This window comes from Natronococcus sp. A-GB1 (assembly GCF_029688845.1).
In the GTDB taxonomy this organism is placed as follows: Archaea; Halobacteriota; Halobacteria; order Halobacteriales; family Natrialbaceae; genus Natronococcus.
Window position 1 is genome coordinate 84245 of the sequence record NZ_JARUKW010000014.1, and the last position, 13052, is coordinate 97296.

The 13052-nt window shown below is 66.5% G+C and carries 10 protein-coding genes and 1 tRNA gene; 8 read left to right on the forward strand and 3 right to left on the reverse strand.

What is annotated here, in order from left to right:
• Window positions 1–44 precede the first annotated feature (44 nt).
• The gene (locus QA600_RS16245) at window positions 45–2498 is read left to right on the forward strand and encodes a DNA topoisomerase VI subunit B (protein WP_278292990.1); all 2454 of its coding nucleotides are present in this window, start codon (window positions 45–47) and stop codon (window positions 2496–2498) included.
• Window positions 2495–3586: a DNA topoisomerase IV subunit A gene (locus QA600_RS16250; protein WP_278292991.1), complete on the forward strand. Its 1092-nt coding sequence runs from the start codon at window positions 2495–2497 to the stop codon at window positions 3584–3586. The genes QA600_RS16245 and QA600_RS16250 overlap by 4 nt, the downstream gene beginning before the upstream one ends.
• Before the next feature lie 72 nt (window positions 3587–3658).
• Here the strand turns inward: QA600_RS16250 and QA600_RS16255 are convergent, their stop codons facing one another.
• The 3 genes from QA600_RS16255 to QA600_RS16265 form a co-directional block, all read right to left on the reverse strand.
• Complete coding sequence (locus tag QA600_RS16255; protein ID WP_278292992.1) at window positions 3659–4534, reverse strand: zinc ribbon domain-containing protein; 876 nt, start codon at window positions 4532–4534, stop codon at window positions 3659–3661.
• Window positions 4535–4662: 128 nt separating this feature from the next.
• The gene (locus QA600_RS16260; protein WP_278292993.1) at window positions 4663–5361 is read right to left on the reverse strand and encodes an MBL fold metallo-hydrolase; all 699 of its coding nucleotides are present in this window, start codon (window positions 5359–5361) and stop codon (window positions 4663–4665) included.
• Between the two features lie 45 nt (window positions 5362–5406).
• Entirely contained in the window at window positions 5407–6144 is a 738-nt protein-coding gene (locus tag QA600_RS16265; protein WP_278292994.1) for a fumarylacetoacetate hydrolase family protein, read from the reverse strand.
• A gap of 211 nt (window positions 6145–6355) precedes the next feature.
• Between QA600_RS16265 and QA600_RS16270 the strand changes: the two genes are divergently transcribed.
• The 6 genes from QA600_RS16270 (at window position 6356) to QA600_RS16295 (ending at window position 12921) form a co-directional block, all read left to right on the forward strand.
• Window positions 6356–6430, forward strand: a tRNA-Glu gene (locus QA600_RS16270).
• 742 nt (window positions 6431–7172) lie between these two features.
• Window positions 7173–7919, forward strand: a complete 747-nt coding sequence (locus QA600_RS16275) for an SCO family protein (protein ID WP_278292995.1) — start codon at window positions 7173–7175, stop codon at window positions 7917–7919.
• A gap of 2 nt (window positions 7920–7921) precedes the next feature.
• The gene (locus tag QA600_RS16280; RefSeq protein WP_278292996.1) at window positions 7922–8464 is read left to right on the forward strand and encodes a TlpA disulfide reductase family protein; all 543 of its coding nucleotides are present in this window, start codon (window positions 7922–7924) and stop codon (window positions 8462–8464) included.
• A complete protein-coding gene (locus QA600_RS16285) occupies window positions 8461–9132 on the forward strand; it encodes a cytochrome c biogenesis protein CcdA (RefSeq protein WP_278292997.1) in 672 nt (223 codons plus the stop codon). Before QA600_RS16280 ends, QA600_RS16285 begins: the two co-directional genes overlap by 4 nt.
• Before the next feature lie 94 nt (window positions 9133–9226).
• On the forward strand, window positions 9227–9649 hold the full coding sequence (locus QA600_RS16290) for a universal stress protein (protein ID WP_278292998.1): 423 nt from the start codon (window positions 9227–9229) through the stop codon (window positions 9647–9649).
• 191 nt (window positions 9650–9840) lie between these two features.
• Entirely contained in the window at window positions 9841–12921 is a 3081-nt protein-coding gene (locus QA600_RS16295; protein WP_278292999.1) for a bacterio-opsin activator domain-containing protein, read from the forward strand.
• Window positions 12922–13052: the final 131 nt, after the last annotated feature.

Genomic DNA, 13052 nt, shown 5'->3' on the forward strand with positions numbered 1-13052 from the left:
CGGTAGCGTACGCCTTTTACCCTCGCCGTTTGTAGGGGGAGACGATGACGTCGTTCCAGTCGACACTCGGCGAGGAGTCGGGGATCGCCGAGGAGCTGGCCGAGAGCCAGCAAGCGATCTCCATCGCCGAGTTCTTCGAGAAGAACAAGCACATGCTCGGCTTCGACAGCGGTGCTCGAGGCCTCGTCACGGCCGTCAAGGAAGCCGTCGACAACGCTCTGGACGCCGCCGAGGAGGCCGGTATTCTGCCGGATATCTACGTCGAGATCGAGGAGTCGGGCGACTACTACAAACTGATCGTCGAGGACAACGGCCCCGGACTGACGAAGGAGTCGCTCCCGAAGGTCTTCGGGAAGCTGCTCTACGGATCCCGCTTTCACGCCCGCGAACAGTCCCGCGGCCAGCAGGGGATCGGTATCTCCGCGGCCGTGCTCTACTCCCAGCTGACCAGCGGGAAACCCGCGAAGATCACCAGCCGAACCCAGGGCTCGAGCGAGGCGGAGTACTTCGAACTCATCGTCGACACCGACGAGAACGAGCCCGAGATCAGCGTCGAGGAGACCACGAGCTGGGATCGTCCCCACGGCACCCGCATCGAACTCGAGATGGAGGGCAACATGCGCGCCCGCCAGCAGCTCCACGACTACGTCAAGCACACGGCGGTCGTCAACCCCCACGCCAGGCTCGAGCTCAAGGAACCGAACGCTCACTTCAAATTCGAACGCGGAACCGACCAGCTCCCCGAGGAAACCGAGGAGATCCGACCCCACCCTCACGGGGTCGAACTCGGCACCGTGATCAAGATGCTCTCGGCGACGGACTCCCAGACCATCTCCGGCTTTCTCCAAGAGGAGTTCACCCGCGTCGGGAAGAAGACCGCCGACTCGGTGATCGACGCGTTCCGCGACCGCCACTACGGCCGCGAGATGCGCTGGAGTTCCCCCGACGAAACCGAAGGCATCGACATCGGGGCAGCGGTTTCCGAGGCGACCGCGAACAAGGGCGCCGAGCCGACGGCCGCCTTCGCCGATGCCATCGCCGACGCCGTCGCTAACCGCGAGCGGATCGCCCACCACGAACTGCTCGACCTCGTCGCCGAGGCGGCCGACGCCGCCGAGGACGAACACGGCACGGCCTTCGGCGAGACGGTTCAGAAGAACGCCGCCGACGCGGTCTGGAACGCGCTGATCGACGCCCCCGAGGAGACCGCCGACCCCGACGAGGACGCCGTCGCGGAGTCCCGTCTCGTCACCGACTGCTACGAGATCGCCGACGGGGCGACAAGCACCCGCAAGGACGACGACGTGATCCACGGCTTCGCGAGCCGGCTCGCGGCCAAGTTCGAGGACGAGGACGACGAGCGCCACCGCCTCACCCGCACACAGCTCCGCGAACACGTCGACCGCGCGGCCGACCTCACCGAGGAATACGACGAGGTGTCCTTCGGCGACACCGCTCGAGAGAACGTGACCGAGGCGGTCTGGGACATGATGGTGACCGTCCCCGACGACCCGCCGCTGGTCAGAGAGCTCGCGGGCGACCGCGACGCGACGAGCGACCTCGTCGATGCGATGCGGGCGACCGACATCATGGCGCCGCCGACGCGGTGCCTCTCGCCGATCACCGACGACCTCATCCGGGCGGGCCTCGAGAAGGAGTTCGACGCCGAGTTCTACGCTGCAGCAACTCGAGACGCCGAGGTCCACTCTGGCGACCCGTTCGTCGTCGAGGCCGGTATCGCCTACGGCGGCGAGATTCCGGCCGAGGGAAGCGCCGACGTGCTTCGCTTCGCCAACCGCGTTCCGCTGGTCTATCAGCGCGGGGCGTGTGCGACGACCGACGTCGTCAAATCGATCGGCTGGCGAAACTACGGGCTCGACCAGCCCGGCGGCTCGGGGATGCCCAACGGCCCCGCCGTCATCATGGTCCACGTCGCCTCGACGAACGTCCCGTTCACGAGCGAGTCGAAAGACGCCGTCGCGAACGTCCCCGCGATCGAAGACGAGATCGAACTCGCGATCCGCGAGGCCGCCCGCGAACTCAAGAGCTTCCTCAGCAAGCGCCGCTCGATGGAGAAACGCCGGAAGAAACAGAACGTCCTCGGACAGATCCTCCCGGAGATGGCTGAGAAGGTCGCGGAGGTCACGGGTCGGGAGGAACCCGACATCGACGACGCCATCGCCCGCATCATGAACAACGTGCTCGTCGAGCGCCGAATCGAGGCCAACGGCGACGGTCAGGCCGTCTCCGTGGTCGTCGAGAACCATTCGAGTACGAACGAGTCGCTCGAGGTCACCGACATCGTCTCGGCCGAACCCCGCAACCTCTCGGACGGCGCGACCGCCGTCGAGATGGACGGCGAGTGGTTCGTCAAGTGGGAACCCGAGGTATCGAGCGAGGACGAGGCCATCCTCGAGTACGAGGTCGACGACGACGCCGCGTTCGACCTCGACGTGAAGGGCGTCGAAAGCGCGAAACTCACCGTAACAAACCAATGAGTGCAGACACCGACCAGCAGGCCCGAGAACAGCTGCTCGATCTCGCCGCACAGTTCTACGACCAGTTCGAGCTGGGCGAGATCCCCCACATGTCCGTGCCGACGCGGACGAAGAGCAACATCGAGTATGACGAGGAGAAGAACGTCTGGGTGTACGGCGACCGCGAGTCGACCCGCTCGGCGAACTCCGTTCGTGGCGCCCGCAAACTGCTCAAGGCGGTCTACACGATCGAGTTCCTCGCGAACCAGCTCGAGGAAGATCGCTCCTCGACGCTGCGTGAACTGTACTACCTCTCGGAGAGCTGGGATAACAAAGAAGCCCAGTTCAACGATCAGGACGAATCCAACGGGCTCATCGAGGACTTGGAGATCGTCTCGGGGGTCACCCGCGAGGACTTCCACATGCGCCCGGAGGAGTCCGGCGCGACGATCATGGGGCCGCTGCACCTCCGCGAGCAGACCCGCCGCGGCGAGCGCGAGATCCACTGCCAGGAGGACGTCGGGGAGGGCGGCTACCAGATCCCGAACAACCCGGACACGATCGAGTTCCTCGACGCCGACGCCGACTTTATCCTCGCCGTCGAGACCGGTGGGATGCGCGATCGACTCGTCGAGAACGGGTTCGACGAGGAGTACAACGCCCTGATCGTCCACCTCAAGGGCCAGCCCGCGCGTGCGACCCGGCGGATCACGAAACGGCTCCACGACGAGCTCGACCTTCCAGTCACCGTCTTCGCCGACGGTGACCCGTGGTCGTACCGAATCTACGGCTCGGTCGCCTACGGCTCGATCAAGTCCGCCCACCTCTCGGAGTACCTCGCGACGCCAGAAGCTCAGTACATCGGCATCCAGCCCGCCGATATCGTCGAGTACGACCTGCCAACGGATCCGCTGTCGGACTCGGACATCAACGCCTTAGAGAGCGAACTCGAGGACCCCCGCTTCCAGACCGACTACTGGGAGGAACAGATCGAGCTCCAGCTCGAGATCGGCAAGAAGTCCGAACAGCAGTCGCTGGCGGCTCGCGGGCTCGATTTCGTGACGGAGACGTATCTCCCAGAGCGTCTCAGTGAGATGGGCGTCATCTAGACGGTCATCGGTCCGAGGCTGGGGGAGATGTAACCGAGCGTCTCAGCGAGATGGGCGTCCAGGTTCACGAGTTCAGCGCCGGAGTTCCGTCTCTCGCTCCGTCGAACTCGAGTCCTCGATCGGGATCGTGATCTCCTCGACCGTCGGCGAGCCGTCGGCTTCCGCGTTCGCACACCGTCTGCAGTAGGCGTTTCGCCCTTCAGACAGCGTCACCGGCACGCCGAGGACGTAGAACCCCTTCCGGTAGACGCGCTCGAGCCCGCGACCGACGGGGTCGGCACAGGCCGCACAGGGGCGGTCGTAGTCGGTGATCGACCGCTCGTCGACCGTTCTGGCCGAACCGTTCGTCGACGGGGAGCGTCGAAGTCCGAACCGGCGCCGAACGCCCGGAAACAGCCCCAGTCCGACGGTGGCGAGTCCGATCGCGGCCGCGACCAGAACCGGCGCGATCGTCGAGCCGGCGAGAAAGACGGCCGAGCCGACGAGCGCGAGCGCGGCCGCGAGACAGCCGGCGCCGGCGACCCGGCCTACGGTCGCCCAGCTCGAGTCCGTCTCCGCTTCGTCGCTGGCCTGCTCGGCCCGCAACACCATTCGTTCGGCGTCGCCGACGTACCGGTAGGCGCCGTAGAGGGCGTTTCCCAGCCCCATCGTCCACCAGACGGTCAGCGCCGCGACGACGAGGTGGGCGTCGACGCTGCCGAAGGATCGCCGGACCATAACGACGTGGTCGCCGAAGTCGTGCTCGAGCTCCCAGCCGTCTCGCATCGCGGCCGCGACGCGTCGCTCGAGGGCGGGGCGAACGTTCGGATCCGAGGACCCGTCGTCGCTGGTGGAACGACCGCAGTCCGGACAGAAGTTCATCGACGCCTCGAGTCCCGTCCCGCAGTGAGCGCAGTACAGCCCACCGGTCGCGACCCGACTCCCTCCCCGCCGACGATCACCGCTCATACTCGAGGGGAGGGCGAGGACGACACTAACTCTTTGGAGCTATCAGTCGACGGAAACGCTCGAGGGTGCGACGAAGACCGCAGAGCGGACGGTCGGTCGCTCGGTCGTCGGTCGTCTCGACGATCCGCTTACTCGTCCAGAACGACCGGAACCTGACGGCGTGCGACGTCGACGACGAACGCCTCGGGGTCGGTCTCGAGCGCCTCGAAGGTGTTGTAGTGGATCGGGAGGACGAGGCCCGGCCGCATCGTCCCCGCGAGTTCGGCCGCGTCGCGGCGATCCATCGTAAAGGAGCCCCCGATCGGGGGCAGGAAGACGTCGACGGCCAGTTCCTCGTGGACCGGGAGGACGTCGGTGTCGCCGGGCCAGAAGGCGGTGACGCCGTCGATCGTGACACCGAAACCACAGCCCTCGCCCTCGCGGTGGTAGGGCTCGCCCTCGTCGTCGGTGTAGGGGCCGCCGGGTTCGTTGTACGCCTGGGTCGTATAGAGGTCGAGTGGGCCGAGCACGAACGACTCGTCGCCTCGTACTCGTTCGATCTTGTAGGGGAGCTCCTCGAGCCGTTCGTCGACCCGGTCGATCTCGTCGGCGTCGATCGCCTCGTGGGCGACGACGATAGCGTCCTCGTGGGCCACCCGTCGAATCGCCTCGGGATCGTAGTGGTCGTCGTGGCTCACCAGAATCAGGTCGCCGTCGCGGGCGTCGTAGTCGTCGAGCACCCCGTATCGGCCGGGGTCGATGTAGACGACGGTCCCCATCTCGCCTTCAAGGCGAACCGTCGCGTAGCCGAGCCAGTCGATATCGACCGCGCCGTATCGAACAGTCATGGACGGTGATTGGCGAGGCGGGGCGAAAAGCGTTGGCGGTGTGGTTCAGGGTCGGCGGATCGAGTGCTCGAGCGTGCCGACACCCTCGACTTCGATCTCGACGTCGTCGCCGTCCTCGAGCGGGCCGACGCCCTCGGGGGTTCCGGTCGCGATCACGTCGCCGGGCTCGAGGGTCATGTAGGTCGTGATCTCGGCGATCAGTTCGGGGATTGAGAAGATGAGCAGATCGAGCGAGCCGTCCTGTTTCGTCTCACCGTTCACGCGGGTCCGAACGGTCGCGTCGTCGGGCACCTCGTCTGGCGTCGCGAGCACCGGCCCCATCGGCGCCGCGCCGTCGAAGGCCTTGCCGCGGATCCAGTTCTGTTCCTCGCGCTGGTCGTCGCGGTTCGAGATGTCGTTGACGCAGGTGTAGCCCTCGACGACATCCATTGCCTCGCTCTCGGGGACGTGGCGACACTGCTCGCCGATGACGACGCCAAGTTCGGCCTCGTGGTCGATTCGTTCCTTGCCCGCGGGGGCGGTGACGGTGTCGCCGTGGCCCGCCAGCGCGTTCGGCGGCTTCAAAAAGAGCAGCGGGCGGTCCGGAACGTCGTTGCCCATCTCGTCGGCGTGGGCCGCGTAGTTGCGACCGATGCAGACCACCTTCGATGGCTCGCAGGGCGGGAGGACGTCGATTTCGTCGTCCTCGAGCGCGTAGCTCTCGTTTGCGAAGTGGACGTGACCGCTCTCGAGTTCGCCTCGGCGGACGGCCCCAGCGGGATCACGGAATCGCACGTATTTCATGGCCGGTCGGTCGTAGCGCGGCTCCAAAAGGATTGAGATGGCGGCGGGTATCGCACCGCCTTTCGAGGACGGACGGTCGTGTGCCGGGGCCTGTCACGACGGCCGCGGAACGGAACGTTTTTTACTAGGCCTCGGCAAGCAGTGAATGCGTTCAACTCCGTTGTCCTACGGAGCGCAGCGACGTAGGGCTCGGAGCGTGAACGAAGTGAACGCTCCGTTGGTGTAGTCCGGCCAATCATTTCGGCCTTTCGAGCCGATGACCTGGGTTCAAATCCCAGACGGAGCATTTTGCTGCGAACAACTCGTGAGCAGTAAATGCTGTATGCTGGGTTTGAAGCAGACCAGTCGCGCGCAGCGTAGCGAGCACGTCTGGGCGTGGTTCAAATCCCAGATGGGTGGTTTTCGGCTCGCATGAGGGCCAATCCTCGAGCGACGGCTCTCGGCGTCGCTGCCTCGAGCGAGGACGACGGCAAAAAAGCGGGGACGACGAGTTCAGTAGTAGTAGAACTCGAGTTCGTGACCGCAGTTGTGGCACTCGGTTTCCGTGCCGCGAAGGCGGTTGGGGGTTGGGCTTCCGAGACCGGACCCGGGCGGGAGGGATGCGTTTACGGTTCCGTTACACTGGGGGCAACCGACACGCACATCCGGGTTGTTAGATTGTGACATATGTCGACGTACTCAAGACTCCGAAATAGTTATCCGAGTCGTAAGCTCCGGCGCGCCGCAGGCACGGTGACGTTTCGGGACGTTTCACGGCTCGGCGTGCGGTCGGTCGGACCGTCTTCGATCGAACTCCCGAACGTCCCGGAGAGAGTGGTGAGGCGAGTCGTTGCGGACCGAGGCGGGATTCGGTGAACCAATTAGGGAGCTGTTAGACAGTGACAATCAATGAATGTGGCAGGAGAGCGTGACCGAAACGGGCGGAGATGTTCGGGGAGAAAATCGTCGAGCGGGATCAAACCTATCGATATGTGGGTTTTCACGGGTGAACCAACGAGCATTTGACGCCCCGCTCCTACGACTCGAGTATGAAGCGACGCGCGTATCTGGGAACGCTGGGGGTTGCCGGAATGGGCGGACTGGCGGGGTGTCTGGGTGACCTCCCGGTCGTCGGTAACAGCGAGACGGCGCTGGGCGAGCCCGAGCAGTCACGAGGCAACCCGTCGCACCCGGCCTACGGCGACGAGTTCCCGACGTTCACGCTTCCGGACCCGCATGCGGGACGGGAGGTCTCGCTCGAGGAGTTCGAGGACGAACGCGCGTACCTGTTGACGTTTATTTATACGTCCTGTCCGGATCAGTGTGGAGTGCTTACTAACCTGCTGGGGCTGGTCCAGGAAGACGCGGCCGAGGAGGGATACGAGGACGACGTCGCCATGCTGGCGATGACGTTCGATCCGGAGACCGACGACGCCGACGCGCTTCGGGAGTACGGCGAGCAGTACGGCGTCGACTACGAGGCGGAGAACTGGCACTTCCTCCGACCGGAGACGGAAGACGAGGCGATGGAACTGCTCAACGAGGAGATCGGTGTCCCGGCCCAGGTCGGTGGTAACGGCCACGACGACCACGGCGAGGGCGACCACGATGGTCACGGTGGGGACGATCACGACGACCACGACGACCACGATCACGACGCAAGCATCCACTACTACATCGTCTTCCTCGTCAACGAGCAGGGGATCGTCGAGCGTTCGTACCCGAACGTGACCGACGACCGCGAGGAGAACCGTCCACAGGCGATCATCGACGACGTCCGGACGGTGGTCGAGTAACGATGCGGCGTCGGGACGTCCTCGCCGGAGTCGCGAGCGCGGGAACGCTTGCTGGCGCCGGAGCGCTTGCGGTGTACGGCATGCCGGGCGACGAGAACGACGAGGAGCCCCGACACGATCCCGTAACGATCGACACCGTCGAGGCGGCCGGCAGCAGCGGCGGCACGCAGCAGATCCCCGCCGAGGACTCGGTCACGTTCGTCGACCTGTTCGCGACGACCTGCGGAACGTGCAAGGAACAGATGCCCGCGCTGGGCGAGGCCTACGACCGGGTCGGCGACGACGTCACGTTCGTCTCGGTTACTAACGAGAACGAGGAACAGGTCCCCGACGCGGATATCGCCGACTGGTGGGACGAGCACGACGGCCACTGGCCGGTCGGCCGGGACGCGACCTCGGATCTGATCGTCCACTACGGCTCGGGGACCCCGATCGGCGTCCTCTTCGATTCCGACGGGATCGTCAGGTGGGAGGAGTCGGGCCGAAAGGAGAGCGACGAGATCGTCTCTCGCATCGAGGACGTTCTCAAGTCCAAGAGCGAATGATCGACGCGGCGCTGCTGTCGACGCTCGCGTTCGCGCTGACCGCCGGCGTCTTCACCTTCTTTTCGCCGTGTGCGTACCCCCTGCTGCCCGGCTACGTCGGCTTTTACGTGAGCCAGACCGACGCCGAGGAGTCGTCGCTCACGAGGGCGGTCGGGCGCGGTCTGGTCGCCGGCGCTGGTGTTCTCGCCACGTTCGGCGTCCTACTTGGCGTCGCGTTCTGGATCGGCCACTCGGTGCTCGCGGACATCACGATCTTCGAGGCGCTCGTCGGGGTCGCCCTGGTCGGCTTCGGGGTGCTCGTTCTCTTCGATCGCGCGCCCTCGCTGTCGGTCGCGCTGCCGAAGCGCCGATCCGGGACTCTCGGCTTCGGCCTCTTCGGGGCCGGCTACGCGCTGGCCGCCGCGGGCTGTGTCGCACCCGTGTTTCTCGGCGTAGTCGCCAGCGCGGCCGCGCTGCCGGCGGCGTCGGGGGCGCTGGTGATCGGAACCTACGTCGGGATCGTCGTTCTCCTCATGGTTTCGCTGACGGTCGCGACCGGGATGGGGCTCGCCGCGGGTGCGGGCCGACTGTCGGCCTACGGCGACACGCTCCGACGAGTTGCCGGGGCGGTGATGATCCTCGCCGGTATCGGACAGCTGTACGTCGCCTTTTTCCTCGACGTGATCTGATTCCGGATCCCGCCTGCATTTCTCGAGCCAGCGAACGCCCTGGCAACTGCAGGTATGAAACGTATTCGACAGTGTGCCGAATGCCGAGACGAAAATGTACCAGGAACTCTTGCTCGCAACCGACGGCAGCGACGGCGCTCAGCGGGCGGCCGATCACGCGATCGAGCTCGCTCGCCAGATGGATGCGGACCTGCACATCGTTTCGGTCTCCGAGGACGGCCCCCACGCTGAGACGAAGCGCGACCAGATGCGGACCGACCTCGAGGACCAGGCCGCCGAGGCGATCGAACAGGTAGAAGAGAAGGCCGCCGGCCACGGGATCGAGGTCAGAAAGACGATCCGCCATGGCGTTCCACAGGAGGAGATCGTCGATGTCGCCGAGCAACACGGTTCCGACCTGATCGTCGTCGGCACCGTCGGCCGGTCGGGACTGGACCAGTTGATCGTCGGCAGCGTCGCCGAGGAGGTCGTCCGGAACGCGCCGGTACCGGTCGTCACGGTCCGGGACGAGAGCTAACGACGACTACGAAGCGGTCGCTTGGGATGTAATGGATCGCTACCGACGACTACGGAAGCGATAATTAACTCCGCCGGAGCACGAGGGGAGCCAACCGTGGCCTCCCGTCAGGCAGCCGATTCGCGGGCGATCGTCCGTTCGTTCTCCCGACGCTCGAGTCCCCGGAGAGCCGCCGGTGCGGAGGAAACCCGATGAGCCGGGCCGGCTCGACGCTCGAGCCGCTGTGCCGGGTGCTCGTCGTCGGCGCCTCCGAACCGATCGTCTCGGTGGCGGAGACGGTGACGGCGGGGTTCGACTCCGTCTCGCTGGTCCGGGAGCGGACCGTCTCGAGCGCCATCGCCCGCCTCGAGACGGTCGACGTCCACTGCATCGTCTGCGAGTTCGAACCGAACCGGGCTCGCCCGCCCCTCGAGCGACTCCGCCGAGAGACCGACTCCGGCGAGACCGTGCCGATCGTCGCGGTCACGGACGCTCCCGTCGGCGCGCTCGAGGCAGGTGCAGTCGACGTCGTCGGCCCCACCGATCCCGCCCGTGTCGTACTCGCCCGACTCGAACGCATCGTCGAGGGCGAGCGAAGCCGGCAGACGAACGGCTCGAACTCGAGAGACCGGTCGATACTCGAGGGAACCACCGCCGTCGTCTGGGTGATCGAGCCAAACGGCGAGATCGCGTACGCGAACCCGGCAACCGACGCCGAACTCGACGTCCCTCCGGACGAACTCGAGGGACGGATGCTGGCGCGGGCAATCCATCCGGACGACCGCGACGACGTTCGCGAGGCGCTCGCGGCGACCCTCGAGGGGGCGTTCGGCACCTCGACGCGCGTGACGGCCAGAATCGGTCGGCCCGATCGGACGTGGCGGTCGGCGGAGCTTCGGACGGTAAATTGGCTCGACGATCCCCGGCTCGAGGGCGTCGTGGTAACCGTCTACCCAACGAGCGACATCGAGCCGTCGGTTCGAGGCGCGTCGATCCTCGATCGGATCACCGATCCGGTCTTCGAGGTCGGTGACGGCTGGGAGCTGCGGTACGCTAATGCTGCAGCGAGAGATCTGTTCGAGGGGGATCCGAGTCCGGGGACCCTCCTCGGTGAGTTGCTCCCCGAGGCGATTCGCGAGCCGTTGCTCGAGGCTGTTCGAGCGGTTCGGACGGACGAGAGGGCGACGACCCTCGAGATCGAACCCTCGAATCGGCAGGAGGTGATCCCGGTCGGCCTCTTCCCGACGGCGTCGGGAACCGTCGTCCAGCTGCGTGACCCGGAGACCCGGTCCGAAAGCGCGGCTCGCCTGACCGAATCGGTCGTCGACGCGCTTCCGGACGGGATCGGCGTTCTCGAGGACGGGGTCGTCACGCTGGCGAACGCGCGGCTGGCGGAGCTGGCCGATACCGACGTCGTCGGCCGAGAACTCGAGGAACTGTTCGATCGGGAGCTGGCTGAGACGGTTCGCGAACGCGGGCGGACGGCACCGTTCAGGTGGACCGAGCCCGTTTTCGGAACCCTCGCGCTCGGGGATCGGCGTTCCGTCGCGGTCACCGTGGTCCCGTTTCCCGACGGCGAGCGAACACTCTGTCTGATCCGGGATCGACAGCGGTCGCCGGCCGGAGCGTTACGGACGCTCGAGGCCGCGGTCGGATCGATTCGTGAGGCCGAAACCGTCCCCGATGTCGGACGATCGGTCGCCGAGGCCGCGGTCAATCTCGCCGGCGGCGACGTCGTCGCCCTGTATCGACTCGAAGAACGGGCACTCCGGCCGATCGCGGCCGTGGGCCGCGACTCGAGGACGTCCAGCCTTCCCGTCGTCGATCGCGCTGTGATCCCGGACGACGTCGTTTGCGACGGGGCTGGTGCAACGACTCGAGACGCCCGATCGCTCGAGTCGTTCCTCGAGGCGGCTGATCTCCGGGCCGAACAGGTGCTCACGGTTCCGGTCGGAACAACGGTGCTGGTCGCGACCACGACCGAGCCGATGGGGTTCGATCCGATCGATCCCGGCCCGATCGAGAGCCTCGCCGAGATCGGCGCGCTCGCGCTCGACGAGCGGGACGCGGCGGCCCAACTGTGCGGGTGTCGGTCGGACCGGACGGCTCTCGAGGCGACCCTCGATCGGCTTGAACGGCTCGGAACGATCGAGCAGGATCTGCTCGAGGCGAGCGACCGGGAGGCGGTGTACCGACGGCTCTGTCGGGGGATTACGTCCCTCGAGTTTGCCGAGGGATCGAGCGAGTTCGCCTGGATCGATGTCTCCGAAAACGGCCGCGAACGAGTCGATCCCAAGGCGGTCGCCGGAGACGCCGACGTTCGACCCGATCCGCTCGCGATCCCACGACCACCGCCGACGGAACGGACGCCGACTCCGGAGACGGTCTGTCACGACGACCTGACCGAGGCGCCGGACGAGCCCTGGCGAGAGCGGGCGCTCGAGCGGGGGATCCGATCCGTGCTGAGCGTCCCGCTTCGATCCGGATCGTTCCGGTACGGAACGCTGACCGTCTACTCGACCGAGACGGGGGCGTTCGACGGGCCGATCCGCCGCGGGATCGAACGCCTCGGGGACGTCGGCGGCTCAGTCGTCGATGCGATCGAAACCAGGCGGGGGCTTCGCGGCGAGGCCGTCACCGAACTCGAGTTCGTCCTCCGCGAACCCGACCCCCTGGCGACGATCGCTCACCGGATCGGTCGCCCGCTGACGGTTCGGTCCGTCGTTCCGCGCTCCACCGGGGGCGAAACCGTGTTCGTGACCGTCCCCGACGGCCCGCTCCCGGGCGTCGACTCGCTCGCCGAGCTCGAGGGGATCGACTCGGTGCGAACGGTCGGGACGATCGGCGGAGATCGGCTGCTCGAGCTCGTCGTCGACGAGCCGTCGATCGCGGTAGCCGTCGCCGAGCACGGCGGCGTCGTCCGATCACTGACGCCGACCGACGACCGGACCCGACTCGTCCTCGAACTCTCGGAATCGGCCGACGTTCGAGCGTTCGTCGACGCGCTCGAGCGCGGGTGGGAGCTCGAGGTAGTCGCCCGCCGCCAGCGCGAGCAGTCCCCCGAGGACGCGCTCGCGCTCGATTCGGTCCTCCGCGAGCGACTCTCGGAACGACAGCGACAGACGCTTGAGGCGGCCTACTACGCCGGCTTCTTCGAGTGGCCCCGGGAGAGCACCGGTGAGGCGGTCGCCGACTCGCTGGGGGTCTCCCAGCCGACGTTCAGCCGTCACGTCAGGGCCGCACAGGCGACGCTGCTCTCGGTGCTGTTCGAGGAGTTCGACGGACTCGAGTAGCTCGAGACGGCGGTAGACCCGTATTACCGCGAGTAGCATCGGGCTACGTGAACGGTCGAGTTCTCGCGGACGACAGTCGGCTTCGGCGACCGATGAATCAGTATAGCCCCGCTTCGGGGGGTCGTGTCGAT

Coding starts and splice junctions, on each gene's coding strand:
- QA600_RS16245 (WP_278292990.1), top strand. CDS start 45: ATGACGTCGTTCCAGTCGACACTCGGCGAGGAGTCGGGGATCGCCGAG.
- QA600_RS16250 (WP_278292991.1), top strand. CDS start 2,495: ATGAGTGCAGACACCGACCAGCAGGCCCGAGAACAGCTGCTCGATCTC.
- QA600_RS16255 (WP_278292992.1), bottom strand. CDS start 4,534: ATGAGCGGTGATCGTCGGCGGGGAGGGAGTCGGGTCGCGACCGGTGGG.
- QA600_RS16260 (WP_278292993.1), bottom strand. CDS start 5,361: ATGACTGTTCGATACGGCGCGGTCGATATCGACTGGCTCGGCTACGCG.
- QA600_RS16265 (WP_278292994.1), bottom strand. CDS start 6,144: ATGAAATACGTGCGATTCCGTGATCCCGCTGGGGCCGTCCGCCGAGGC.
- QA600_RS16275 (WP_278292995.1), top strand. CDS start 7,173: ATGAAGCGACGCGCGTATCTGGGAACGCTGGGGGTTGCCGGAATGGGC.
- QA600_RS16280 (WP_278292996.1), top strand. CDS start 7,922: ATGCGGCGTCGGGACGTCCTCGCCGGAGTCGCGAGCGCGGGAACGCTT.
- QA600_RS16285 (WP_278292997.1), top strand. CDS start 8,461: ATGATCGACGCGGCGCTGCTGTCGACGCTCGCGTTCGCGCTGACCGCC.
- QA600_RS16290 (WP_278292998.1), top strand. CDS start 9,227: ATGTACCAGGAACTCTTGCTCGCAACCGACGGCAGCGACGGCGCTCAG.
- QA600_RS16295 (WP_278292999.1), top strand. CDS start 9,841: ATGAGCCGGGCCGGCTCGACGCTCGAGCCGCTGTGCCGGGTGCTCGTC.